The sequence below is a fragment of the Conexibacter woesei Iso977N genome, assembly GCF_000424625.1.
Taxonomy (GTDB): Bacteria; Actinomycetota; Thermoleophilia; order Solirubrobacterales; family Solirubrobacteraceae; genus Baekduia; species Baekduia woesei_A.
This window is the reverse complement of record NZ_AUKG01000001.1, coordinates 1,517,255-1,543,427: the sequence shown is the minus strand read 5'-3', so window position 1 is coordinate 1,543,427 and position 26,173 is coordinate 1,517,255. Positions and strand designations below refer to the sequence as shown.

Here is a 26,173-nt window from a genome sequence, read left to right as displayed (position 1 = left end):
GGCAGTGTCCTGCACAGCCGTTCTTGTGACGGCGCGGTTCCGGGTACGCCGACAGGACCATGATCCTCGCCGGCGTCATCGCCCTCTGCATCGTCCTCGCCATCCTGGCGTTCCTGGCGCCCCGCCTGTCGCGCCACCCGCAGCACGGCGCCTCCAAGGCGTTCGGCCTCGGCGCGCGCGGCGGCTCCAAGGCGCCGGGCAGGCTCGGCAAGTGGTTCGCCAAGCCGTTCTCGACGAGCCAGAAGGCCGTCAACAAGTCCGCCGAGGGCGGCCGCCGCGGCCGCTCGAAGATGCCGCTGTAGCTAGCGCCTGCGCGCGGCGATCTTGACCGTGCGCGACGTGCCGGACACGTGCGCGCCGCCGTCGTGCGTCAGGCCGACGGCCCGGACCGTGATGGCGGTCCTGCGCGCGCCCAGCGCGATCGACCAGCGCCCGTTCCTGGCGACGTGCGCGCGCTTGAGCGGCAGCCACGTCCCCTTCGACGACAGCCGCTGGAGCGCCGCGACGGCGTTCCTGGTCGTCGGGATCACGCTGCCGACGACCACGACGCCGCCGCTCGCGCGCCGCGTCACCGACGTGATCCCCGCGCGCGCCGCGCTGCGGATCGTCACCGGCGTGGAGAAGAACGGCGGCAGCCCGTCGACGACGACCAGCGCCCGCGTCGTCGTCGCGACCGACGGCAGCGTGAACGAGTACTGGCCCCTGGAGTCGCTGACCAGCGGGTTGCCGAAGTCCGCGAACGGGTTGTTGTAGGGGAACGTCGTGGTCTGGAGCCGCACGCGGACGCCGCTGACCCTCGAGCCGCCGAGCCTGCCGGTCAGCCTCACGCTGTCGCCGTAGCGGACCGGGTCGTGGTCGGCGGCCAGCGTCGCGCTCGTCGCCGTCGAGGCCACCACGAACGAGCGGTCGCCGCCGTTGACGGTCCCGACCGAGTTGGTGGCCACGACGCGGTAGTGATAGCGCTTGCCCGCGGTCAGCCCGCCGATCCGCTGGCTCACCGACACGCCGCGCGTGCCGGACCCCGCGGAGCCCGTCCCGCTCGTCGCGCCGTAGGACGTCGTCAGCCCGTACTGGAACCTGTAGGACGTGCTCGCGCTGTTGGGGTCGACCGACGCGGTCAGCGTCGCGGCGTTCAGCGTCACGTCCCTGACCCCGCCGGTCGCCACGCCCGGCCGCGCCGGCGTGGCCGGCGTGCTCGCGGTCCTGAACGTCGCGTCCGAGCCCTGCACCGTCCCGCCGTCGCTCGTCGCGACGACCCGGAAGTGGTAGGTCGTCCCCGCGCTCAGCGACGCGACCGGGATCTCGACGCTGACGGCGTCGGTCCCGTTGCCGACGTCCCTGCTCGCCGACGCCAGCCCATAGGCGCTGCTCGTCCCGAGGTCGAACCGGACGCTCGTCGCGGTGCCCCTCGGGTTGACGGTCGCGACGAGCGTCGCGCCGTTCTGGGCGACGTCCTTGGCGCTGCCGGTGGTCGCGCTCGGCGCGTCGGCCGCGGAGGCGATCGACGTGACGACGAGCGCGCAGACCAGCAGTCCGAAGACGAAGGTCGCGATCAGGCTCAGGTGCGGGCGAATGGTCATCCGCCGGTAGGAAACAGCTCGGGCCGGACCGAGTTGCGGAAACGCGCGACTACGCGCTGCCGTCGCCGCTCTGGCGCAGCAGCGTCCCGCGTGGTCGAGACGACCTACGCGCCCGGCGAATCGCTTTGTCGCAGCAGCGTTCCGGTCGTCTGCTCGAGGATCTTCCTCCACGCCCGCGTCTTCTCCTGCTCGGCCGCGAAGTGCCTGACGACCTTGCGCACCCGCGTGGCGGAGATCTCGATGCCGTGGCGCTCGCAGACCGTCCGGAAGTTCTCGTAGTCGCTCGCCAGCTTCAGCGTCACCGACTGGAACCCGTGGCGCGCGATGTCCACGCGCTTGGTGAAGTTCATGATCGACGTCTGGAACATCAGCTGGTCGTTGGGCTCGGGCTCGATCAGGACGATGTCGACGCCTGGGTAGCGCTCCTCCCACTGCCTGGCCATCTCGTGCAGCCGCTGGTAGGCCATCATCTTGAACGCCTGGAAGCCGATCTGCGGCAGCCCCATGTCGCTCACGTGGCGCGGCCGCGAGCCGAACAGGCCGCTCGTCTGCTCGGTGAACTCGTTGACGTAGGGGACCAGCGGGTTGACCACCACGATGAACTTCGCGCCCGCCTCGACCGCGATGTCGACGTTCGTCGTCGAGACGATCCCGCCGTCGATCAGCTCGCGGTCGCGGACCCGGACCGGCTTGTAGACCATCGGCAGCGCGGTCGACGCGCGCACGGCGGTCGAGATCGGGACGTCGTCCCAGTCGTTGGCGCCGAAGACGATCCGCTCGCACGTGTCGAGGTCGGTCGCCGCGAGGTACAGCTCGGGCGCCAGGAGCCGGAAGTCGTCGGTCCGGTCGGGGTCGCTCAGCACGGTCCGCATGTAGGACTCCAGGCCGGAGCCGGAGTACACGCCGGACGGCAGGCCCTCGGCGAGGCCGAGCGCGAAGTCCATGATCGACACCTGCCCGAGCTGGGGCGCGAGCTCGCGCAGCACGCTGATCGCCTTCCACGGCAGCGCGACGCCCTTCCTGACGTACTCGGCGATGTTGGGGCGCAGCAGCTGGCCGAGGTCGATGTCGCGGAACGGCGTCGGGACCTGCTGGTTGACGACCCGCATCATCTCCTCGGGCGTCACGCCGTTGGCGGTGAGCGCGGCGACGAACGACCCGGCGCTCGTCCCGACGTAGACATCGAACTGGTTGACGGTCCGGTTGACGCTGAGGAGGTCCAGCGCGCGCAGCGCGCCGATCTCGTAGACGCCGCCCGTGAAGCCGCCGCCGCCGAGCACGAGCGCGGTCTTCGAGCGCCTCCGCGGACGCCTCCGGCGCGCGCCGCTGCTCGTCGCGCCGGTTTTCGGCGCACCTGCCGCGGACTCGAGCTTGACGACCTTGCCCATGAGGTACCCAAGCGTACCGGGAGGCCCTGTCGGCGCGAGCCGCCCGAACGGCCAGCTAGCCTGACCGCCCGATGCGCCGCCGTTCCGCCGTTCTCGCGCTCGCGTCCCTGCTCGTCCTCGCCGCCTGGGCCCCGTCGGCCGGCGCGATGACGACCGGGACCCTGCACGCGCTGCTCAACAAGCTCCACAACCGGCTCGGATCGGCGGCCGGCGGCTACGTCGTCGACGAGGCGAGCGGGACCGTCCTGTTCTCGCACCGCCCGACGCTGGCGCTGGCGCCCGCGTCCAACGAGAAGCTGTTCACGACCGCGGCGGCGCTGCTGCGCTTCGGCCCGACCGACACGCTGCAGACGACGGTCGCCACGGCGCCGGGCGTCGAGGTCGGCGCGAGCGGCGTCCTGGACGGCGACCTCTACCTCGTCGGCGGCGGCGACCCGACGCTCGGCGACGCGGGCATGAAGGTGCTCGCCGACGACGTCGTGAGGGCCGGGGTCAGGCGGATCGACGGCGGCGTGATCGGCGACGAGTCAGCGTTCGACACGCTGCGCGGCGAGCCCGACAGCGGCTACAAGCCCGACGGCGACCTCGGCGGCTGGCTGACCGCGCTGTCCTGGCGCCACGGCCGCGCGGGCGCGACCGGTCCGGCGCGCGCGGCGGCGGGCGAGCTGGCGCGGCTGCTGAAGGCGAGGGGCGTGAGGTACTCGCGCAAGGCCCGGGCGGGGCGGCTGAGCACGGTCGCGGGCGGCGGCGTGGCGGCCGACGCCGAGCCGCTGGCGACGCTGAGGTCGCCGCCGATCGCCAGTCTGATCGCGCTGACCAACGTGCCGTCGGAGAACTTCTACGCCGAGATGCTGATCAAGGCGCTCGGCGCGCGCTTCGGCGCGAACGGCAGCACGGCGGCGGGGCTGGACGTGGTCCGGACGCAGCTCGCGTCGTTCGGCGTGCACCCCAAGATGGTCGATGGGTCCGGGCTGTCGCGCGTGGACAGGACGACGGCGCAGCAGGTTGTACGCCTTCTGCAGCGGATGGACGCGCAGGAGACCGCGCGGACGTGGGTCGCGTCGCTGCCGCTGGCGGGACGCACCGGGACGCTGAGGGCGCGCATGCGCGGGACCGCGGCCGCGGGGCGCTGCAGCGCGAAGACCGGGACGCTGATCGGCGTGAGCGCGCTGTCGGGGTACTGCACGACGACCGGCGGGCGGCGGGTCGCGTTCTCGTTCATCGAGAACCAGGTCTGCAACTACTGCGCCAAGTCGGTCGAGGACAAGATGGTCGCGGCGATCGCGCGGCTCGACGGCTGAGACCGTCCGCCCCACCCGCCACAGTCCACCCACCAACCCTCATCCCCCTCGCCGCCTGACGCGCGGGCCCCGGCGCGGCAAACGCCGGGAGGTCTTTCGTGCGCCCGGCGGCTTCGATCACCGCAAAGGAGCCGCGTTCCTCCATGCCCGATCCGTCCACCGTCCGCGCGTACGCGACGCGCAACACCCTCCGCGCGCTGGAGGAGCTGGCCGCCGGGCCGTGCTCGGCGCCGGAGCTGGCCGCGAGGCTCGCGATCGGCGAGCGCGCCGCCCGCAAGCTGCTGCAGCGCTGCGCGCTGGAGGGCTGGGCCGCCCAAGGCGACTGGCACCACCGCCGCTACCTCCCGACGTTGCGGCTCGCCGCCGTGGCCCGCCGCGCGCTCGACGAGTCACCGCTGCTGCACCACGCCGCACCGCAGCTGCAAGACCTCGCGGCCCTCGGCGGCCGCACGTCCTCGTTGTGGATCCGCGACGCCGACCGCGACCGCGCGCTCTGCGTGATGCGTTGCTCCCCCGGCGGCGGCTGGCCCGCCGAGGTCGTCCTCGGCACACCCGTCCCACTGCACCGCTGCGCACCCGGCCGCGTCCTGTCCGGCGACGCCACCGCCGGAGCCCCCGCCGCCGCACCGATCCACGACGAACACGGCACCCTGATCGCGGCGATCGCGCTGCACCCGGCGGCCGCCGCCGACGCGCCCGCGGTGACGCGCGCCGGCCACACGATCACGGCGCTGATCCGAGACGGTGTGCTGTGACGTTCCGCTCGTCAGGTGCCGAGCACGTTGACCGCGCGGGCGACCACGAGGATGACGACGGCGTAGGAGATGATCGACTCCAGCGCCATCAGCCCCTTGGCCCGGCGCGTGAGCGGCATCGTGTCGGTGGGGCTGAAGGCCATCGCGTTGGTGAACGCGACGTAGAGGTAGTCGCTGAGGCGCGGCTCCCAGAAGGCCGGGCCCATCGTGTCCTGCGGGAAGCCGAAGTCCGGGGCCACGCGGCCCTGCGTGGCCCGTGTGGCCGGCCCGGCGTCGTCGAGCTGCCAGAACAGCAGCCCGAAGGTGATGATGTTGCTCAACCAGACGACGCTGCCGTGGGCGAGCAGATCGCCGGCGGTGAGCTTCGCGGCGCTGCTGCCGGCCAGCGCGCCGAGCAGCACGGCGATCGCGACCGCGTCGGAGGCGACCAGCAGGCCGAGCAGCACGACGCCCGCGTTGCGCATGCGCCCCGGGCTGAGCCCGGCGAGCGGCACCGCGAGCAGGACGATGATGAGGATCAGCGCCGGGGCGGCGAGCACCAGCCACGCCCACCACGGCAGGTCGATGATGTCCCAGCCCCTGGCCTTGTCCACGACCGCCAGGCCGACCAGCAGCGCGAGGTCCACGGTCAGGACGACCGTGGCCTCGCGCCGCGCCTCGCGCATCGCGCCGCCCGCGCCGCGGCCGGCGTGCTCAGACGGCCTGGTGGCGTCCGCCATAGGCCGCGAGGCCGTAGATGACCATGATGTCGATGGCGAAGATGGCCAGCGACCAGAACGGATAGGCGGGGAGCGAGAGCAGCGCGGCGATCGTGCTCGCGCCCGCCGTCGCGATGCCCAGCCAGCGGCCGAACGAGCGGCCGTTCCAGATCGAGAACGCGGCGACCATCTGGAAGCCCCCGAGGACCAGCGATACCCAGCCCCAGGTGTTCAACTGGCTGATGATGTACTTCTGGTCGTTGACGAAGAAGTTGGAGTTCCCGATCGCCGCGATGCCGTAGATGATGTTCAACACGCTGACGATCGCGATCATGATCCCGGCGAACAGCACCCAACCCGCTCCGGCCGCGGTCGAGTGCATGCCCTGGGCCGAAGCAGCGCGCATCCCACCCGCTCCCGGCTGTTGCATCCCCGAGTCCAGCAACGACATGGCCCTGCTCCCTTGATGTAGGTGTTGCTCCACGACGAGTGTCGACCGCCGCGCGCGCGAGGGCAATGGGGCGTGCCCGTGGCAGGCAGGGAGGCACGCACCCCGGTCACCGTCGCACCCGGCGGTCGCTGCGGCATCACCCGGTTCAGACGATGCCGTCGCCGGCAGCGCGCGGTTCGATGGGGACGTGACCACGACACCCACCGGTCCGGTCTCGTCGAGCATCGCCTCCCCGCTCGTCCGGGACGCCACCGCCGCCGCGCTGCCGCGCCACCAGATCCCGCAGGTCGGGACGGGCAGCGAGATCGCGCACGACCTCATCACCAACGAGCTGTTCCTCGACGGCAGCGCGGCCTGAACCTGGCGACGTTCGTCACGACCTGGATGCCGCCGCACGCCGCGGCGCTGATGGCCGAGACCGCCGACAAGAACATGATCGACAAGGACGAGTACCCGCAGACCGCTGAGATCGAGAAGCGCTGCGTGAACATGCTCGCCGACCTCTGGCATGCGCCGGATGCCGAGAACGCCACCGGCACGTCGACCACCGGTTCGAGCGAAGCCGCGATGCTCGGCGGCATGGCGCTGAAGTGGCGCTGGCGCGCGCGCCGTCGCGCGGCCGGGCAGAGCACCGACAGGCCGAACCTCGTGATGGGCGTCAACGTCCAGGTCTGCTGGGACAAGTTCTGCCGCTACTGGGACGTCGAGCCGCGCCTGGTCCCGATGCAGGGCGACCGCTTCCACCTCGAGGCCGAGCAGGCCGCCGCCACCTGCGACGAGAACACGATCGGCGTCGTGGCGATCCTCGGGTCGACGTTCGACGGCTCCTACGAGCCGGTCGCCGAGATCGCCGCCGCGCTCGACGCGCTCGCGGCCGGCGGTGGCCCCGACGTACCGCTGCACGTCGATGCCGCGTCGGGCGGGTTCGTCGCGCCGTTCGTGCAGCCCGACCTGGTGTGGGACTTCCAGCTGCCGCGCGTGCAGTCGATCAACGCCTCGGGCCACAAGTACGGGCTCGTCTACCCCGGCGTCGGCTGGGCGCTGTGGCGCGACGCCGAGGCGCTGCCCGACGACCTGGTGTTCAAGGTCAACTACCTCGGTGGCGAGATGCCGACGTTCGCCCTGAACTTCTCGCGCCCCGGCAGCGAGGTCATCGCCCAGTACTTCATGTTCCTGAGCCTCGGCCAGGAGGGCTACGCCATGGTGCAGCGCAACTCCAGCGCGGTGGCGATGCACATCGCCGCCGAGGTCGCGGCGATCGGCCCGTACCGCACGATCACCGACGGCAGCGAGCTGCCCGTCTTCGCGTTCACGACCGCGCCCGAGGCCAGGTTCACGGTCTTCGACGTGTCCGACCGGATGCGCGAGCGCGGGTGGCTGGTGCCGGCCTACACGTTCCCGGCCGAGCGCGAGGACCTCTCGGTGCTGCGCGTCGTCGTGCGCGCCGGGATGACGCGCGACATGGCAGACCTGTTCCTCGACGACCTGCGCCAGCAGACCAGGGTGCTGGAGGCCACGGGCGGCGCCGGCGTGCCGCAGCTCTCGGCCTTCAGCCACTGAGCTCGACCCGGCGCTGCAACCGCGATGCGCCCCGCGCCGCGGCGACCATCAGGACCGACGATGAACCGGGAACGCCGGATGGCCGCGCTGTTCGTGCTCGGCTCGCTGTGCTTCGTCGTGGGGCCCTTCCCGGGCTACGCCCGGCTGGTGGGCGCGCAGGCCGACGCCTGGACGTTCTTCGTGGGGTCGCTGTTCTTCACCGGTGGCGGTCTCGCCCAGGCGCTGATCGCGCACCCGGAGCGCCGCACGGCGCCCGCCGGGCCCGGCGCCTGGCACGCGGCGGCCGTCCAGCTCGCCGGGACGTTGTTCTTCAACATCACGACCTACCGGGCCGTCCACACGGCGCTGACGAACACCAGCTACGACCGGGTCGTGTGGCGCCCGGACGCGTTCGGATCCACCTGCTTCCTGATCTCCGGCGTGATCGCCTACCGGTCCTCGCCACGAAGCGGGCCCGGCGCCTGGGAGCCGGCGGTGAACCTGCTCGGCTGCGTCCTGTTCGGCATCGCCGCCATCGCCGGCTACGTCGTGCCCGCCTCCGGGTCCGACCTCGACCTCGCGGCCGCGAACGTGACGACCGTCCTGGGCGCCGCCTGCTTCCTGGCCTGCGCGGCGGCGACGCTGCGGACCGGTCGGACCCGCAAGTCGCCGCGCCTCCTGCGCCTGCGGGCCGACATCGAGCGCGAGCGACGCAGGCTCACCCCCGCCGCACGGGCGGTGGGACGCCGGCCGCCGAGTCGTTCCTGACCGCCGTCACCGGCACGACGATCCGGGGGATCGCGACCAGGGGGCGTGTCATCGCGGCGTCGGTGGTGGCGAAGATCGACAGGTCCAGGATGTAGGCGTCGAGTGGGTGGGGCTGGATGGTGGCGGCCCAGGTCGCGGCGCGGGTCGCGATCTCCGATGCGACGGTCGGGGCGTCGGCGAGCGCCATGAGGCGCTGCGGGAGGTAGACGACGGGCTGGCCCATCCAGACGGCGGCGTCGCCGTCGTCGGTGCCGGCGAGCAGGCGCTCGTAGGTGCACAGCAGCCGGATGCGGTGCTGGCCGTCGATCGGCAGGCCGTCGCTGCTCAGCAGCTCGGTCAGCGCGGCGGTGACCGCGGTCTGCAGGTCGGCGCCGGTGGGTGCCGGGATCGGGTCCGGCGCGACGAGGTACGGGACGGCGGGGCTGGAGAACGTCACCCACGGCGTCTGGTAGAGGAACCCGTCGGCGGTCGCGGCGGTGGTCACCAGGTCGGCGTTGCGCTGCGCGGCGACCGCCGTCTGCCCGGTCTCGTAGACGACCGCGTCGCGGCCGGGCGCGTCGCCGGGGAAGATGTAGGTCTGCGTGAGCGACGCGAACGCGGGCGGCCGGGGCGAGTTGTAGGTGTAGCGCCGGCGGCCGTCGGGCAGCACCGCGCGCTGCAGCGGCCGGGCCGGGTCGCCGAGGTGGACGGTCGGCCACGGCACGTCCTCGGCGTCGCTGCCGGGCAGGACGCCGAGGTCGAAGAAGTCGATCACCGGCACCGGACCGGTGTGGTCGATCGTCGGCTCCAGCGCGAAGTAGTAGAGCTGCCCGTCGGCCGCGACGCGGCCGAACGCCCGCGGCGCCGCGGCCAGCCCGGTCGCCAGGTCGCCGGCCAGCGTGGCCAGCGAGCCGACCAGCTCGACGAGCTTGGCGGGCGGTGAGACGGCCGTCGCGGGCAGCGCGGCGAGCGCGGCGACGTCGTTCTGCATGTCGCGCCACGCGGCGACGAACTGCGCCAGCGGCGCGAGCAGCGGGTCGGGGCCGTCGGCGTCGAGCTCGGCCGGGACCGCGCCGAAGGCGACCTCGAGCTGGAGCGTGTCCTGGGCCGCGCTCTGGTGCTGGATCGTCGCGGCCAGCTCCCACTCCTTGGCCTCGGCGATCGTGGCCGGGCGCGGCACCGCGGCCTGCTCGGTGAGCTCGACGACCGACGGCAGCAGCGGGAACGCGCGCAGCGGGATCGGCACCTGCGTCTGACCGGGCGCGAGGTCGACCGCGCCGCCGAACGCCGAGGTCCCCAGCGGGATCACGAGCCGCAGCCAGTCCGAGGACTGGTAGTCGCCGGCCTGCGGGACGTCCTCGATGGCGAACTCGATCTCCGAGACGTCGTAGTCGACGTCCAGGAACAGGCTCTTGAACGACGCGTCGCTGCCGGTGCCGAACAGGAACGCCACGTGGTTGGCGCCGTCGGCCAGCGGCGCCTTGGCCGTGGACAGCGAGAGGTCCGGCAGGACCTGCAGCGCGTGCAGCGGCGTCGCGGCGAAGATCCCGGGCGCGTCGCCGAGGCCCGGGGCGACGGCCAGCGTCGCGGGCGTCAGCGCGAGCGCCTGGGCGACGATCGCGATCGTGTCGGTCGCGACGACCGGATGCGTCCGGCCGCCGTAGCTGAGCGTCTGCGTCGCCAGCACGCCGGGCCGGTCCTGGTTGGCGATCGCCAGCGCCGCGGGCTGCTGCTCGAAGTACGCGGCGACGGTGGTGAAGCTGTCGGCCCTGCCGGGCGTGGTCGTCGCGCGGCCGAGGCCGAGCTGGGCGCCGGGGCGCAGCAGCCCCGCGCCGGCGGGCGCGAGCGTGACGCCGGCCAGCAGCGCCAGGACGCCGGGCGCGCCGAGCGCGGCGGCGAGCGTCGTCAGCGTGTCGGCGCCGCCGACCTCGACCGAGCGGCCGCCGAACGTGGCGGTGACCGGATGGCCCGGCGCGCCCGCGTTCAGCACCTGCGCGTCGGCGAGCGCGGCGGCCATCGCCTCCAGGCTGACGCCGTACCAGGCGGCGGCCTCGGCGACGCCGGCGCCCGGCGCGACCTGGTACTGCCGGGCCACGGCCTTGCCCGACAGCCGCGGCGCGAGCGGGCCCGAGAACGGCGAGGACACGGTCACCGGGTAGCTGATCACCGCGTCGGTGGCGTACGCGCTGGCCAAGGACACCAACATGCCCTGGTAGAGCGCGTCCCGGGCGGCCGCGTCGGCGCCGGGGTCGTCGCCGGTCTGGAGGATCGAGTGAACGCGCTCGCTGAGCAGCTTGGCGATCGTCCCCTTGGCGGCGACGAGCGCGTCGACGCCGGCGGGATCCAGGCGCCAGGCCGCCGCAGCGACCGCAGGCGAGAGGACGAGGTCGATCGCGGTCAGCGCGGCGCGCATCCAGCCGTCGAGGTCGGCGGAGGCGAACGTCTGCGTGACCGGCGCGCCGAGCCTGCCGCTGGACGGGTTGTAGGACTTGATGCCGACCGCGCCGCCGGCCAGCGTGCGGCGCATCGGCGCGACCGCATGGAAGCGCGCGCCGTCGCCGTCGACCGTCACGCGGGCGATCCCGGCCGGGCCGAAGTCGGCGACCCACAGCCGCGGCGCGGCCCCGGCGGGCTGCGGGCCGGTGGCGAGCTTGAGGCGGCGCGTGGCGAACGCCGCCTCGAAGGCCGTGGCGAACCCGGCGAGCGTCGGCGGATGGCCCAGCTCGGGCGAGACCGCGGTCGCGTTGGCGGCGACGTCGGGCGCGTCGGCGAAGGCCGGGTCGCGCAGCGCGGGGTCGCGCGCGACGGTGATCGTGACCTCCAGCGGCGTCATCGTCGCGCTCAGCGCCACGGGCTCGGCGAGCGGGCCGGTGAGCGTCACCGGCGCCGGCGGCACGATCAGCGGCGTGCCCGCGACGAGCGCGGCCGGGTCGGTCACGCACGCGGCGACGACGTCGGCCAGCTGCGCGCCGGGCGCCGTCGCCTGCACGCGGCGCAGGAGCGTGGCGAGCGTGTCGTGCGCGCCGGAGGTGACGGTGACCGTGGCCTGGGCGATCGTCACCGTGAGCGCGTGCTGCGGCGTGACGAGGCCGACGAGCGCCGCGTTGGCCGAGGCGAGGTCGAGCGTGGCGACGCCGACAGCGGACGCGAACACGTCCAGCGCACCGGCCAGCGGCGGCAGCGGCGCGACGAAGAGCGCGCCCGGCGCGACGAGCCCGGCGGCGTCGGCGACCGCGGCGTTCGCCATGAAGGTGCCGACGTCGGGCGCGCCGGCCTCGGCGGCCAGCGACGCCGGCGTCGAGGTGCTCGACGTCGTGACCGGATGGCCGGGATAGGCGATCGTCACGTTCGGGACGAAGAGCCCGGGCATGTCGGCGTTCAGCGTCCCGAGCGCGCCCGCGTCCGTGCCGAACGTCGTCGCGATCGCCGCGACGGTCGGCGGCCTGGTCGCGTCGAAGGCGATCTGGCACGGCGCCTGGCTCGTCGCGCCCACCCCCACGCCACCGGGGTGCGCGAGCTGCGCGCCGGGCGCGAGCGCGGTCAGCGCGTTGGCGGCGGCGAGCTGGTCGACGGTCAGCGCGTTCTCGCCCGCCAGCGCGGCGAGCGTGTCGCCGGGCTGCGGGCCGTAGTGCTCGGTGGCGACGACCAGCGGCGTGCCGATGGCGTACACGTCGGTGGCGGACGCGTCGAAGAGCGCCAGGATCGCCGGCGTGAGCACCGCGCTGGTGGCGAGCGTCTCGCCCGCGGCGACGACGTGGTCGGCGACGGCCAGGACGACCCTGTCGGCCAGCAGCGGCGTGTCGCCCGCCAGCGCCCGTGCGACCTCGGCGATCCCGACCACGAGCCCCTGCGCGCGCAGCGCCTCGACCAGCGCCACGAAGCTGCCCGCGGCCGGCACGGCGACGATCACGCCCTCGACGTCGACCGTCGTCCCCGGGATCAGCACGCCCGCCGTCTGGCCGTTGGCCAGCGCGAGCCCGGCGACGCTGCAGCCGGCGGCGGTCGCGACCTCGGCCAGCGACTGCCCGGCGCCGGTCGTCACCGTCCGCGCGCCGGTGGCGTCGTGCGGGTCGACCGGCGCGCTCGCGATCGCGATCGGCGTTCCCGCGACGAAGATCGACGGCAGGTTGGCCAGCGCGCGCCCGACGTCGGCGGGCGTCGTGATCGTCGCGTCCTGCGCGGCGAGCTGGGCGACGAGCGTGGCGAAGGTGTCGGTCGCGGTGATCCTCAGCGTGTAGGCGCCGATCGTCCCGCTCCACGGCGTGAGCAGCCCGGGCGTCGCGGAGTTGGCGATCGCCAGGTCGGCGATCGTCGTGTCCTCCAGCGCCGCGATCGCGGTGAGCGTGTCGCCGGAGGCCGGCGTGTAGGTCCGGACCGCCGTCTGCAGGACCGCGCCCGCGTTCAGCGCGACGGTCGTGTTGGCCATCAACAACGCGTCGACCGACAGCGCGGCAGCGCTCGCGATCGCGGTGAGCGTGTCGCCGGCGCGGACGACGTGCAGCGTCGGCAGGACGATCGGGCCCGCGAACAGCTGCGACCCGTCGGCGGCGGCGTTGGCCGCGGCGAGCTGGCCGGGCGTGACGAACAGGTCGGTGGCGAGGTCCAGGAGCGTCGTCGCCCCGCCCGCCGCCGGGACCGTCAGCTCGGCCGGCTCGAGCGCCTGGGCCATCCCGAGGTACACGTAGGCGCCGGTGACGAAGGCCAGCAGCGGCGCCTTGACCGCGGCGCCGTCCAGGAACGCGTGCCCGCCGGAGTCCAGCGACGTGGTGACCGCGCAGGTCACGTCCGGCTGGCGCAGCTGGAAGAACGCCTGGCCGTAGGTCGTCCGGTCGGCGGCGGCGCCCCGGACCGCGGCGGCGAACAGGTTCGACGGGCCGGGGACGTAGCGGTCCAGGCCGAGGTCGACGACCAGCCGCAGCGCGGCGGCGCCGTCGGGCCCGTCGATGACGTAGGCCGCCGTGGCGCTCGGCCAGCCCGACACGCCGATGACCGGGTCGTAGTAGCCCACCGCGATCGGCCCGGCGCTGCCCGCGTCGGCGCCGAGGTCGTTGCCGAAGCGGTCGCGCAGCCGCAGGTCGATCGTCACCGCCGCGCCCGCGGCGACGCCCGCGTACGGGTCGTCCCTGGCCGCGTCGGGCAGCGCATCGGGCAGCGGCGCGGGGCGCGTCGTGGCCTGCTTGTAGACCGGGACGGTCCGGTCATAGCGCCACGCGGCGGGGTCGTCGTCGGTCTTGGGGCCGGTGGGCAGGACGAGCTCCGGCGTGCCGAAGCCGGTGCCGGCGAGCGTCAGCGAGAGCATGCTGTACAGCGCGCGGGTTCGGTCCTCCGCGCTGGGGTCGCCGCCGTTGGCCGGGCTCGGGTTGGTCCGCTGGAGGGCGAACGCGACGTTGCCGGGCGGCGCGGTCGCCACCGTCGTCGTGTCGCTGCCGTCGGCGGCCGCGGCGAAGACGTCGTAGCGGCCGGGGTCGAGGTTGCCCTCGACCAGCGCGCCCGTCGTGAACGGGTGCAGCGTCCGGTAGCCGGGGCCGCCCGCGGTGGCCTGCTCGTCGAGGACCGCGATCAGCATCAGCGTCGCGTCCTCGCCGCCCGCGAACACCGCGTCGGGCAGCGGCCCGCCGGCGGTCGTCTCGTAGTTGAGGTAGAAGCCGCCGGAGCCGGTGATCGTCGCCTCCCACAGCAGCTGCGCGAACGGCCAGCCGTCGGCCAGCGTCGCCGCGGCGGGCGGCGGCGGCGTGCCGCCGGTCAGCGCGTCGGCCATCGCCCGCGGGCTGTGGGTCTCGGTCGAGAGGTTCGCCTTGACGAGCGCGACGCGCGCGGGGTCGACCGCCTCCGAGACGACGCCGATGCCCGACGCGTCGGCGTGCCCGAGGTACAGCGTCACGCCCGCGTCCTGCCTCTGCAGCCACGTCCACAGCGCGAGCAGGACGTCGGCGCCCGCCGCGTCGGCGCCGAGCGCGACGTAGGCGTTGGCGTTGGCGACCGTCGTGCCGCCGGGGCCGGGCACGCGCCGGACGGTGAACGGCACCCACGTCGCCCACGCGTAGGTCGGCACCGCGACCGGCGCGTCCTGCGCGCCCTTCGCGGCGGTCATCAGGTCGTAGGGGTGCGCGTTGGGGTCGGCCGCGACGCGCGCGAGCAGGCTCGCCGGCAGCGCGAAGAGCTGCGGGCCGCCGCCCGCGGGCGGCGTCGGGCCCGAGAGCACGGGCAGCGCCGGGACGGCCCACGGGATCGGCGGCGCGACACGGTGGCGGACGGCCTCGGAGCGCCCGAGCGGGACGGCCTTCGGGTAGCCCGGGGCGATCTGCGGGTCGAGCGTCGTACTCGGCCAGTCGGTCTGCATCTGGGCCTGGGTGAGCGTGACCGCGACCGTGCCGCCGGCCAGCGACAGCCACCGCTCGCCGTTGGGCGCCGTGAAGGTGATCGTGGTGTCCTGCGGTGCGCCGGGGCCCGGGAACTGCTGGCCGGTCAGCGCGAACAGCGGCGCGTTGTGGCCGGCCTTCCTCGGCACCGGAACCTGGAGGCCCTGCAGCAGGAACGACGACGCCTGGCCCGCCGCGCTGTTGGCCTCGCCCGAGGAGACGAGCAGGCGGGAGAGGACGTCGACGTCGATCTGGCGCACCTCGGGGATGCTCAGCGGTTTGACCTTCGGACCGATCGCGAAGAGGCCCGCGTGGGTCCCGAGCGCGCCGACCAGCGCCTCGGCGCCCACGCCGAGCTGGGCGGCCAGCGTGGCGAGCGTCAGCCCGGCGGCCGGGACGCTGACCGCGGGCAGCCGCAGCGTCGCGGTCGGCGCGAGGATCGGCGCGGTCGCGTTGACCGTCGCGAGGTCGCGCGGCGTCACCCAGAAGCGCGCGGCCAGCGTGGCGAGGCTGTCGCCGGCGACGATCGTGTGCGCGCAGGCCGGCAGCTGCAGCCTGGTCGCCGGGGGCAGCGGCGCCGACCAGTCGACCGACGGGTTCGCGGCGCGGATCGCGGCCTCCAATGCCACCATGTCGGTCTCGGCGGCGCGCAGCTCGGCCATCACGAACGTCGCGGCGACGAGCGCGAGCGTGTCGCCGGGCTTGGTCGTGTAGGCCAGCGGCGGGCCGTTGGGCTGCAGGCCCTTGTCGCCCAGCGCGACGTTGGGGATCTCCAGCGCCACGCCGGCGGCCAGCGGGGAGAAGACGACGCCGGCGTTGGCGTCCAGCGCCGGGATCGCGCCGGCCAGCCACGCGTAGCTCGCGTCGGCGCCGAACGCGTGCTCGACCGCACCGAGGTCGCGGACGAGCAGCATCGCCGCCAGCGTCGTCAGCGTGTCGCCGGCCTGCGACATGTAGGGGATCGACGCAGGCGACGTCCCGGCCGCGGCGATCTGCAGCGTCGCGCCGGTCAGCAGGATCCCGGGCGCGGCGGCGTTGGCCTCGCCGACCGCGCCGGCGTCGGCGGCGTGCGCGGCGGTCGCGATCGAGCCGAGCGTCTCCCCCGTGCGCACCTGGTGGGTCAGCCCGCCGATCGTCAGCGGCCCGTCGGCCAGCGGCGCGTCGAGGTTGGCGTCGGCGATCGCCACGATCGCCTCGGGGACCGGGATCCGCAGCGTGGTCCCGGCGGCCAGCGGCGCGAAGTCGACGTCGGGGTTGGCGTCCTCGATCGCCTGCGCGGCGACGTGCCAGTCGGTGGCGAGCGTCTGGAGCGTCTCGCCGGGCGTCGTGACGTGCTCGACCTCGGCGACCGGCGCAGGCACGACGAGCCTCTGGCCGGGCGCGATCGGGACGCCGGGGTTGCGCGCCAGCAGCTGCGCGCTGGTGATCGCGAACAGGTCGGCGATCGACGCGGCGGTGTCGTCCTGCTGGACCGTGTATCCGACCTCGGGCGCGAAGCTGCGGGCCAGGCCGAGCAGGCTGTCCGCGGCGGTCGGCGCGTGCTCGTGACGGGCCAGCAGGTTGCGCGCGCTCTGGAAGACCGAGCGCGCGACCATCAGGAACCAATCGGCGAAGAGCGCCTCGGTGATCGGCTCCTCGGTGCCCGCGGCGGCGTCCGCGGCGTCGTCGTCGGGGTCGTCGCCGAGCGGGTCGGGCGCGCGGCTGTAGTCGGCGTTGACCTTCAGCTCGTCGAAGATCCTCTGCAGGTCCTCGCGCCAGCTCGCGTCGACGCCCGGCGCCTCCCAGAACGAGACGGCCGGCAGCGGCGCGGGCGGCGCCATCCGCAGCGGCGGCGGCATCGGCAGGACCGCGCGCGCGACCGCGTCGGCCCTCGCGGGCGGCCCGGCCAGCGTCAGCGTGAGGTTCGCGCCGAGGAACGCGGCCACGTTGTCGTAGCCGAAGCCCACGGCGCGCTCGGCGACGTCGGTCGCGCTGAGGTCGTCGTAGATCAGGTGCAGGTCGACCGCGGTCACGTCGCCGTCGTGGGCGCCGATCAGCGTCTGCATGCCCCACTTCAGCAGCGCGCGGGCGATCTGGTTGAAGGCCATGTCGTCGGCCGTCGCCGCCGGGTCGCCGGCGACCGCGGTCCGCCACTCGTCGTGCCCGGCGCCGGACGGGACGCTGGTCTGCACGAAGGGCACCAGCACGACCTGCACCGCGGCCGGCGCGCCGTCGACGACGGCCGGCGTCAGGAACGGCATCAGCTCGACGGCGATCGCGACCGGGGCGCCGAGCACGCCGACCGGGCTCCACGTCAGCGGCGCGCGCTCCGGGACCGCCGCGACCAGCAGCGCTCGCGCCGCCGCGTGCGCGTGGTGGCTGGTCTCGGCGCGGCGGCGCGCGACCAGCGACGCCCTCGGCCCGCCGCCCGCGCCCGGCGCGGCGAGCGTCCACGGCGTCGCCTGCGCCGAGCCGATCGTGAACGACGCGTCGAGGTGCAGCCCGAACGAGAAGTGGATCGTGAAGAAGATGATCTTGATCGACGCGTGCACCCTGACGTCGAGCGAGAGGCCGACGAGGATCGGCTGGTAGGACTCGACGGTCAGCGTCACGCTCGCGGTCGCGACGATCGAGATGTCGATGCTGATGATCTTGAAGTCGACGCTGCCGTAGAGCTGGCCGACGACCGTGACCGAGCCCTGGATCCGGTAGTACTGCGCCGAGCCGAGCGAGGCGTCGGTCGGATTGAACCACGAGACGACGCCGGTCACGATGCCCTGGACGGTCAGCGAGAGGCCGGCGCGCAGCGGCCCCTCCGAGATCGTCTTGCCGACGCCGACCTGCAGCGCGACGCCGAACTCGATGACCGGACCGAACGTCCCATTGGTGATGATGGGCACGAGGTCGGTCCCGGCCGCCGCGGCGGTCGAGAGCTTGCCGAAGTAGAAGCCGCCCGCGCCCACGAACGGGAACACCTGCAGGCCGAAGGAGACGGTCCAGTCGTTGTTGTAGGGGAACCCGAGGTCGAGGTAGAAGCTGCCGTCGGTGTAGATGTCGACGACGACGTTGGGCAGCGTGATCGACACCTCGCCGAACTCCAGGTGGCGCATCACGTCCGGCAGCTTCAAGGCGATGTGGTAGACGCCGAGCGAGTCGCTGAGCTTGCGGTACAGGATCTCGAAGTCGAGACCCGCGAAGATCCCCGCCTTCTCGCCCGCGAGCGTGATCTGCACGCCGTAGAGGACCGGGTCGTCGAAGACCAGCCGCAGCCGCAGCGTCTCCATCAGCGTGAAGTCGGCGGCCAGCAGCCAGCCCGCCCCGGCGTCGAACTCCAGCAGCTCCCACGGCTGCTTCCTGTCCTTGGTCTTCTGCACGACCGCCGACAGCTCGTCGATGATCTTGGCCATCGTGTCGGCGTGCGGGTCGACGAGCACCAGGTGCTGGCCGATGCCCAGCAGGCGCAGGTCGAAGAGCTGCGTGCCCTGGCCGGACGGCGTCGGCGGCGAGTCCTTGAGCAGGTCCCAGCCCAGCGGCTGGTCGGGCGTGTACCTCTGGCCGAGGAACGAGCCGGTGATCTCCAGCTTGACGCCCGGCGACCCACCCGAGCGCACGTAGGTCAGGCCGATCGTGTCGATGTCGATCAGGCCGAGGTCCTGGCCCACCTTGTAGGTGATGCCGACCGAGCGCTGCGTGAGGTTGACGACCAGGCTGAGGTCGTCGAAGCGGATCTTGTTCAGCACGTCCCACGGCGGGCTGAGCGCGAAGTGCAGGTCGGGGTCGGCGAGGTTGACCAGGTAGGTGACGATGCCGCCGAACGTCACGCCGCCGAGGCGGACGGTGACGATCTCGTCGGCGTTGGCGCGCTTGCTGTAGGTGCCGGTGAGCGTCAGCTGGTCGAAGCGCAGCCCGAAGACGTAGCTGGTGCTGCCGTTCTGCTGCTGGAAGAGGTAGCCGACCGACAGCTCCAGCGCGTGCGTGCCGAAGTGGGCGCCGAGCGAGCCCATGATCGCGCCGCTGTACTTGGCCTCGGAGGAGCGCTCCAGGTGCACGCCGGCGTCGAGCTCGAAGGACACCGCCTCGAGCCTCGGCGTCCAGCGCGCGGCGGCGTCGAAGGTGTAGGACGCCCCGACCGCGCCCGTGCCCGAGTTGTAGGTCAACGCGACGGGGCTGACGACCAAGGACCCGAAGTCGCTCCTCGACGGCGTCAGGCCGAGCGCCTTCTGGACCAGCTCGATCAGGTCGACCTCGTCGGTCAGCCGGCCGGAGAGCGTCCAGCTGCCGTCGGTTGCGCGGTCGCCCTCGAGCACCAGCTGCGCGGCACCGTCGCCGAAGGCGAGGGTGGCGATGAGCTGGCCCGAGTAGACCGCGGCGCCCGAGCGCCAGTCGATCACCAGGCTGCCGCCGAGCTGGTCGACCCTGAAGTAGCCGGGCGCGATGTCCCACGGCTTCATCGCCACCTGGACGTGGAACAGGTCGAGCGTGCCGGCCGTCAGGTCGGCCTCGATCCCGAGGTCCACGAGCGTGAACCTCATGTCGTCCTGACCCGCGAGCGAGGCGGGCAGCAGCGACGTGGGATCGGCGCCGGCCAGCGTCGCGAAGTCCGCGAGGCTCGGCAGCTCGAGGTCGCGGACGTCGGCGACCAACAGCCAGTCGCCGTCGGCCGTCCAGCGCTGGACGGCGACCGTGAGCGTCGCCGGGTGCGGGCCCGTGCCGAAGCTCGCCCTGCCGGCGATCGACCCGGTGACGGCCGGCGCGGTCAGCGGGTTGGCGACCGTGACGTCCAGCACCACGCCGTCGAGGACGAGGCCCGGGAGGATCCTCCACGGGGCGGTCGCCAGGCCGAGGCCGACCTCGGGCAGCGCCGGCGGCGACAGGCCGACGGTCGCCGACAGCGACAGCAGGCGCAGGCCGCCGAGGCTCGCGACGCCGGGCGGCAGCGCGGCGGCGAGGTCCGCGCCGCCAAGCAGGCCGGCGAGCGCGCCGAGCCCGGGCAGCGCCGCGTCGGGCTGCGACCAGACCAGGATCTCCCCGCGCGTCGCGGGCAGCGGGACCGACACGTCGACCTCGACGTCGCCGAGCATCAGCGCGCCGCCGACCGCGCCGCCCAGCAACCTGGGGCCGTTCTCCCAGCTCAGCTCGAGCGCGAGCTGGAGGCGCTTGAGCTCGAGGACGCCCTGCAGGATCGTCCACGGCGTCGTCGTCTGGACGGCGATGTCGAGCCCGGTCGGCGTCGCCGTCGTCCCGGCCACGCTCAACACGAAGGAGAACGCGGTGACCTCGCCGTCGATCACCTGCTGGACGCCGTCGGGCAGGACGGGGACGACGCTCAGGCCGGGGACGACGCCGAGCAGCTGGGTCAGCGGGACGTTCAGGCCGGGGACGACGCCGAGCAGCCAGGAGGCGACGCCGGACGGCGGCGAGATCGCGAAGACCGTCTCGCGCCCGCCCGCCGACGCGGTGCCCCAGACCTCGGCGGCGGCCACCCCGGCCCAGAGCCTGTCGGCGCCCTCGGTCGCCACGGCGTCGAGCGCGATCGCCGCCTGGGCGAGCGTGAACGTCCCGATCCCGGAGACGGCGAGCGGCCTGGTCGCCGTCCTGCCGGGCCCGGTGCGCAGCGACAGCGCCTCGGGCCCGGGCGCCGCGGTGACCGGCCCGGCGAAGTCCAGCGTGGTGCCCGCGGCGGGCAGCGCGTAGATCGGCGTCAGCGCGCTGAACGGCGCCGCGTCGGCGACGGCGATCGTGGTGGCCAGGCTGAGCCCGGCCGGCGCGAGCAGCCCGTACTTGTCGGCGGCGCCGTCGGTCGAGCGCAGCGTGAACGCCGGCGTCGTCCCGAAGGTCAGCGCGCCGAGCGGCGTGTTCGCCGCCAGCTGCGGGAACGTGGCCCTCAGCGTCCAGCCGGTGCCGCCGATCCTCAGCGCGATCTGCAGCGCGCCCGTGCCGCCGGCCAGCGTCAGCTCCGCCCTCAGGCTCGGCGCGGAGAGGCCGAGCACGACGGCGCTCGCGCCCGTGCCCGTCCCGGTGACGGTCAGCACGCCGCCGGCCAGCGCGACCGTCGCGTCGCCCCTGAGCGCGACGGCGGGCGCGCCGAGGTGCTCCTGGAAGAGGTCGAGGACCGGCTGGCCGGCGGCAGTCAGCGTCGTCGCGTCCAGCGGCACGGTCCCCGACGGCCTGGCGGCGTCGAGGTTGCCCTGGATCGTCTCGAGCAGGCCCATCAGGCCGCCCGCGTGCCGAGGTAGGCCGGGTGGTCGCGGACGCGCGCGAGCACCTCGTCGTCCTGGAGGCGGTCCCACAGCACCTGCGCCCAGACCGACCAGAAGCCCGTGAAGCGCATGCCCCAGCCGAGCGACCGCAGCGCGGCCCCGCGGCCCCCGGGCGGCGCGGCCGCCAGCGCGTCGGCGGCGATCTCGGCGTCCACCCAGGCCTCGGTGCGGCGCTCCAGCCGCGGGTCGTAGGCGTCCAGCAGCCTCAACGGGGTGCCGGCGGGGAGCAGCAGCGCGTCGCCGCCGTCCGAAGTGACCACATGGTGAGGGGTGTTGAGCGCGAAGCGCCCGATCATGGCCACGGCCGCGGGGGTGTGCCCGCGGACCAGGACGCGCTCGACGGTGGCCGGGGCGCTCGCGTCGCCGGCCTCGTCCGCGCCGCGCACGGCCACGGGGACCGACACGTAGGTGAACGGCGGCGCGGCGGCGTCCGCGAACGGGGCGGCCCGGTCGGGGCGCAGGCCCGCGTCGTCGCCGAGGTCAGCGCCGGCCGCGGCCTCGGACGCCGCCAGGCAGTTGACGCACAGCGGCAGCAGGTCGTCCCACCCGCTCGCCGTCGCCCGCGCGGCGGCGCGGCGGCCGGTCCGCGCGTCCCAGGCCTCGACGCCCTCGTTGAGGTGCCGCTCGCACGCCGCGCAGAAGCGGCCGAACGCGGACTGGGCGACGAGGCCCGCGTCGGCGCCTTCGAACCACGGCTCCCAGGGTGGGCGGGCGAGCGGGCGCATCACGGGATGTACCTCACGTCGGTGCCGGGATAGGGCCCGTAGGGCTGGACCCTCTGCTGGGTCATCGCCTCCATGAACGCCTGCATCATCGTCCTGGTCGGGTCGCCGGGGAACCTGGTCGTCTTGCCTTGCCGCAGCTCGAGGACCCGGACCCAAGTGGACAGGAACCCGGTCCTCGCGCTGCGACACGCCGCCGTCCAGAGCTGCGGCGACCAGGCCTGCGACAGGTCCGTGAACGTCTCGACCGCCTCGAGCCAGCGCTGGGTCCGGTCCCACATCCGGTTGTCGTCGCCGCTGTCGACGCCGTCGAGGTCCATCCTGTTCAGGTCGAGCGTCTCCCTGGCGAACGACGCATCGTCCCCGTCGGGCACCAACAGGACCCGGACCTCGCGGCGCAGGACCCTGCCCTTCACGGGCATGTCGGCGATCACGATCTTGTTCGGCTCCCTGCCGTGGTCCACGCACCGCAACCCGTTGCGCACGCTCCGGTCCGCGTTCGCCCTCCGCCAACCGCCGCTCCTCCGCCTGAAGTACAGCGCCGGGAGCAGGCCGCGGTAGGCGTTGGCATCGGTGTCCGGCCACAGGTAGCGCCTGCGGATCTCCAGATATGCCTCAAGGTCGTCGGCCGGCGGCGGCATCAGCCTCCAGGCGGTCACCTCGCCGCGGTCGGGGTGGTCGCCCTTGTAGCTGTTGCACGCGCGGCAGGACAGCAGGAAGTTGTCCCAGGACACCGAGGTCAGCGGCCAAGGCGCCTTGGCGACGATGTGCTCAGTGGCGATGAACTCCGAGAGCATCTGCTCGCAGTAGCTGCAGAAGCGCCCCATCCCCGCCCGCAGGGGATCGTTGGCCTCCGAGTACTGGGCGACGACCCGTCGCATGAGGAGGCTTCTGCCTGCCTGCAGCGGCGTGGGCCTCGGCGCGCCCCTCCTCCTCCCGGGCGGCGGGTTGATCGCGATGTCCTGAAGGCCCAAGGTCACGTCGAGCAGCGTGATCGGCGTGGGGCTGGCGATGCCGAGGGCCGTGCGCATCCGCGCGCTGGGCCTCCTGAGCCTGACGGCGGCGAGGTCGAGTCGCAGCTGCGCATAGGTGGACCTGACGCTGAAGTCGGGGTACGTGCCGGGCCGGGCCGGCCGCCGAAGGGGTCTCATTTCTGGGGATCCTTGTCCTTGGCGTAGCCGGCGTACCAGCCCAGCGTGGTGTGGTCCTTGCCCGTCGGGTCGGCGAAGAGGCTCGCGCCGACCTGGCCGTGCGACGGGAACGTCAGCATCAGCACGCTCAGCGTGATCCGGTCGAGCGCGAGCACGTAGGTGCCGTCGGCGCGCTGCATGGCCAGCGCGCCGATCTTCAGCCGCAGGACGCTCTCCAGGCTGAGCAGGCTTCCGCCGCCGCCGGAGCCCGGGAGCCTCAGGCCGACCGCGACGTTCGGGCTCGACGGGCCGCCCGGCGCCCACGACGCCAGGAGGCTCGCGCGGAAGCCGAGCTGCGACGCCAGCGCGCCGGCCGTGCCGAGCCCGAGGTCGGCGACGACGCCGAACCACGGCGCGTCGAGCGCGCCGCCGGCCTGAGGCGCGTCGACGCCGAGGAAGCCGAGGCTCGCAGGCGTCGCCGGCGCGGGCGGCCTGGCGTCGCCGCCACCGCCCGCCGCGGGCACGGGCTTGGGCACGTGGACGAACCCGCTGGGCGTGAGCGGGAAGCTCGCGAAGAGGCTGCCCGCGCGCGGCGCGCTCTGCGCCGGGTCCAGCGCGAGCTTCGTCGCGTCGAAGATGTACTGGTTCTTGCTCGGGTCGCCCGGCGTGTAGCGGATCTCGATCCGCAGGTTGGCGTAGGCCAACCGCCAGCCGGCGTCGTCGGGCTGCGGGTCCGGCGGCGGGCCGTAGGAGAACAGGTCGAACGGGAGCTTGGGCGCCACGTAGCGCAGCGACCCGCTGAGCAGGAACGTGGACTCGGCGGCGGCCTGCGGGCCCGGCGGCGTGACCGTGACGAACTGCGCGCTGGCCACGTCGACCGCGGACAGCACCCCGCTGGTCGCGCCGAACGTGCTGTCCTCGCGGGTCGTGAAGGTGTAGGTGGAGTCGCCGCCCTGCTGCTGGTAGACGCCGTAGAGCTCGATGACGTTGTCCCTGGAGCGCGTGAGCGCCACGGGGTCGCCGAACAGCTCGTCGACGAGCAGGTCGATGACGCTGGAGAAGTCCGCGACCGCCGAGTTGGCCCAGCGCACGAGCAGCGACTGGACCGAGAACGCGTACGGGCCGGGCGCGCCCGCGGCGCTCTGGGGGCTCTCGTAGAAGAGCAGCCCGAACAGCGACGAGTCGGTCTGGACCAGCGCGCCCTTGCCGTCGTGGGCGACCGGCGTGATCGTCAGGCCGATGTGATGGGCCTTGAACCCGCTCTGCTGGATGCCCGCGCCGAGGCCGGCCAGCTGCGACGGCAGGTCGCCGACCGGCATCGCGCAGTTGAGGATCAGCAGGCCCTGCCACGACGCGTCGGCGACGAGGTCGAGGAACGGCTGGAACGCCGGGTGGGCCGTGACCTGGTCGCGCGCCTTGGCGATCGCGCCCTGCAGCGTTCGCTGGGCGTCGAGCACGCCATCCGAGTTGATGTTGAAGTCGGTCGGCTGCGTCCACGTGGTCGTGTCGGCGGCCAGCGCCTCCAGCGACGTGCCGGCGTGCTTGACGATCAGCAGCGTGCCGGTGTCCCTCCACGCGCCGGTCAGGCCGGCCTGCAGCGTCCACCACTCCGAGCGGTCGTCGGTCGCGGGGATCTGGATCGTCCAGTCGACGGCCGGCGGCGACGGGCCCTGCAGCGCGGCCGGGTCCGACGCCACCAGGAACAGCTGGCTGGACTGCAGCGCCTCGCGCAGCGGGTCGCTCACCGCGCCGAGCTGGATCGCCTGGCCGTTGGACTGCAGGAGGTTGAGCGCGCTCAGGACGCCGTCGCCGAACTCGCCGAGCAGGCCCTGCGGCGTCGCGCCGACGGTCCTGGTGACGGCGGCGTCCGGCCGCGTCGCGGTCACCGGGGCGGCGGCGCCGACGATGCTGCGGCGCAGGGGCGCGACCGCGGCGCGCTCGACCGCCGCGGCCGCCGCCGCGTCGCGGGGCGCCACGCCGGCGAACGGCAGCATCGGGAAGACGGCGGCCGGCGACGCCCCCGCGGCGGGCAGCGGCTGGCCGGCGAGCTCGTAGAAGTCCAGGTAGCCGGACGCGTCGGGCGGCGCGAAGACCGGCGCGGACTCGGGCTGGGCGCGGTAGGTCAGCGCCGCGCCGTCGGGCCCGAAGAGCGACGCGTACGCGGTGGTCGCGCCGCCCTCCAGCCCGCGGCCGATCGCGAGCGCGTCGCCACCGGGGGTGAAGACGACGGTGCTGCCGGGCTGCTCGAGCGTGACGTACTCCAGCCCCGACGTCCCGCAGGCCAGCCGCTGAGCACCCGTCATCACGTTGCCATGCTGATCGCGCACGGTCAACTCGAACGCCCCGCTGGGCACCAGGTAGAACGGGTCGGCCGGCCCGGCGGTGGCGGCGAGCGCACGCACCGCGGGGACCAGCGCGGCGGGCGGGTCGGCCAGCGGCGTCAGCGTCACCGCCAGGCCGCTGGTCGTCACGTAGTAGGAGCCCAGCTCCGGCGCGGTCACCCTGGGGGCGGGCGCCAGGCCGAACGCGGTGCGCGCCGGGACGGTCGGGTTCAGCGGGTCGAGGCTCAGCTGCACGGGGACCTCGCCGCCCGGCGCGGGCGTGAAGACCGGCAGGCGCCAGGACGTGAGGCGGTCGCGCAGCGGGGCGGTCGGCGCGCCGGGCGCGAACAGGCGCAGGCCAACGTCCAGCCGGTCGAGGTCCGTGGCGGTGGCGAGCGTGATCGCCGTGGTCAGGCAGCCCGCGCGCGGCCCGGCGAACGGCACGGTCACCGGCGCGGTGCCGGTCGACCAGGACGCCGCGCCCGCGGCACCGGTCACGTAGACGCGCCCGGCGACCGGCGGCGTCAGCACGAGCGCGTCCCCGTCGACCGTGATCGCGCAGCCCGCGCCGACCCACAGCGCGAGGTTGCGCAGCAGGACGCCGGCCGCGCCCGCGGTCGCGCCGCCGGCCGCGGCGATCGTCGATGCGCGCCAGGTCGCGGGCGGGCCAGCGGGCGCGGGGATCCAGGCGAGGGCCGGCGGGCGCGGCTGGGCGGCGACGAACGCCGCCAGCGCGGCCGGGAGCGGGTCGGCGAGCGCGGTGCCGGGCGGCAGGAAGACGTACGTGCCGGCGTTGGCGGGGTCCAGCGTGGCGACGAGCGGCAGGGTCGCCGGGACACCGGTGGGGTCGAACGGGCGAAAGCACGCGGTGACCGCCGGGGGCGCGCCGTCCAGGGCCCACAGCGGGGACTCCGGGCTCGCCCTGGTGAAGCCGGCCGACACG

12 protein-coding genes and 1 pseudogene are annotated in these 26,173 nt (G+C 74.2%); 5 read left to right on the top strand and 8 right to left on the bottom strand.

Translation table 11 applies throughout. From position 1 onward, the window contains the following. Window positions 1–59: 59 nt before the first annotated feature. Window positions 60–302, top strand: coding sequence for a DUF6411 family protein (locus H030_RS0107535; protein ID WP_027005666.1), 243 nt, complete (start codon window positions 60–62; stop codon window positions 300–302). Here H030_RS0107535 and H030_RS0107530 read toward each other — a convergent pair whose 3' ends face one another. Then, window positions 303–1,580 (bottom strand): hypothetical protein, encoded by a 1,278-nt coding sequence (locus H030_RS0107530; protein WP_027005665.1) that lies wholly within the window; start codon window positions 1,578–1,580, stop codon window positions 303–305. A 104-nt stretch (window positions 1,581–1,684) separates the two neighbouring features. After that, window positions 1,685–2,968 carry a patatin-like phospholipase family protein gene (locus H030_RS30150; protein WP_051221978.1) on the bottom strand — a complete coding sequence of 428 codons (1,284 nt, stop codon included), beginning with the start codon at window positions 2,966–2,968 and terminating at the stop codon, window positions 1,685–1,687. Between the two features lie 71 nt (window positions 2,969–3,039). Between H030_RS30150 and dacB the strand changes: the two genes are divergently transcribed. Both dacB and H030_RS0107515 read left to right on the top strand, forming a co-directional pair. Continuing rightward, window positions 3,040–4,269, top strand: a complete 1,230-nt coding sequence (gene dacB, locus H030_RS0107520) for a D-alanyl-D-alanine carboxypeptidase/D-alanyl-D-alanine-endopeptidase (RefSeq protein ID WP_027005664.1) — start codon at window positions 3,040–3,042, stop codon at window positions 4,267–4,269. Window positions 4,270–4,412: 143 nt separating this feature from the next. Continuing rightward, window positions 4,413–5,024: a hypothetical protein gene (locus tag H030_RS0107515; RefSeq protein ID WP_027005663.1), complete on the top strand. Its 612-nt coding sequence runs from the start codon at window positions 4,413–4,415 to the stop codon at window positions 5,022–5,024. Between the two features lie 11 nt (window positions 5,025–5,035). Here H030_RS0107515 and H030_RS30145 read toward each other — a convergent pair whose 3' ends face one another. Next, complete coding sequence (locus tag H030_RS30145) at window positions 5,036–5,743, bottom strand: DUF1345 domain-containing protein (protein WP_051221976.1); 708 nt, start codon at window positions 5,741–5,743, stop codon at window positions 5,036–5,038. Further along, entirely contained in the window at window positions 5,718–6,173 is a 456-nt protein-coding gene (locus H030_RS30140) for a DUF7144 family membrane protein (protein ID WP_155891899.1), read from the bottom strand. The genes H030_RS30145 and H030_RS30140 overlap by 26 nt, the downstream gene beginning before the upstream one ends. Window positions 6,174–6,396: 223 nt before the next feature. Between H030_RS30140 and H030_RS30135 the strand changes: the two are divergent. Beyond that, a pseudogene (locus H030_RS30135) lies at window positions 6,397–7,733 on the top strand (glutamate decarboxylase). 60 nt (window positions 7,734–7,793) lie between these two features. After that, window positions 7,794–8,480, top strand: coding sequence for a YrhK family protein (locus H030_RS30130; protein ID WP_155891898.1), 687 nt, complete (start codon window positions 7,794–7,796; stop codon window positions 8,478–8,480). On the opposite strand, the gene H030_RS0107490 is transcribed toward H030_RS30130, so the two are convergent. The 4 genes from H030_RS0107490 to H030_RS0107475 are packed head-to-tail and all read right to left on the bottom strand — an operon-like array spanning window position 8,431 to window position 26,172. Then, entirely contained in the window at window positions 8,431–21,009 is a 12,579-nt protein-coding gene (locus tag H030_RS0107490) for a LysM peptidoglycan-binding domain-containing protein (RefSeq protein WP_027005662.1), read from the bottom strand. The genes H030_RS30130 and H030_RS0107490 overlap by 50 nt on opposite strands. Beyond that, window positions 21,009–21,785: a hypothetical protein gene (locus H030_RS0107485; RefSeq protein WP_155891897.1), complete on the bottom strand. Its 777-nt coding sequence runs from the start codon at window positions 21,783–21,785 to the stop codon at window positions 21,009–21,011. Before H030_RS0107485 ends, H030_RS0107490 begins: the two co-directional genes overlap by 1 nt. After that, window positions 21,782–22,930 carry an HNH endonuclease gene (locus H030_RS0107480; protein ID WP_027005660.1) on the bottom strand — a complete coding sequence of 383 codons (1,149 nt, stop codon included), beginning with the start codon at window positions 22,928–22,930 and terminating at the stop codon, window positions 21,782–21,784. The genes H030_RS0107485 and H030_RS0107480 overlap by 4 nt, the downstream gene beginning before the upstream one ends. Further along, on the bottom strand, window positions 22,927–26,172 hold the full coding sequence (locus H030_RS0107475) for a hypothetical protein (protein WP_027005659.1): 3,246 nt from the start codon (window positions 26,170–26,172) through the stop codon (window positions 22,927–22,929). Before H030_RS0107475 ends, H030_RS0107480 begins: the two co-directional genes overlap by 4 nt. Window position 26,173: the final 1 nt, after the last annotated feature.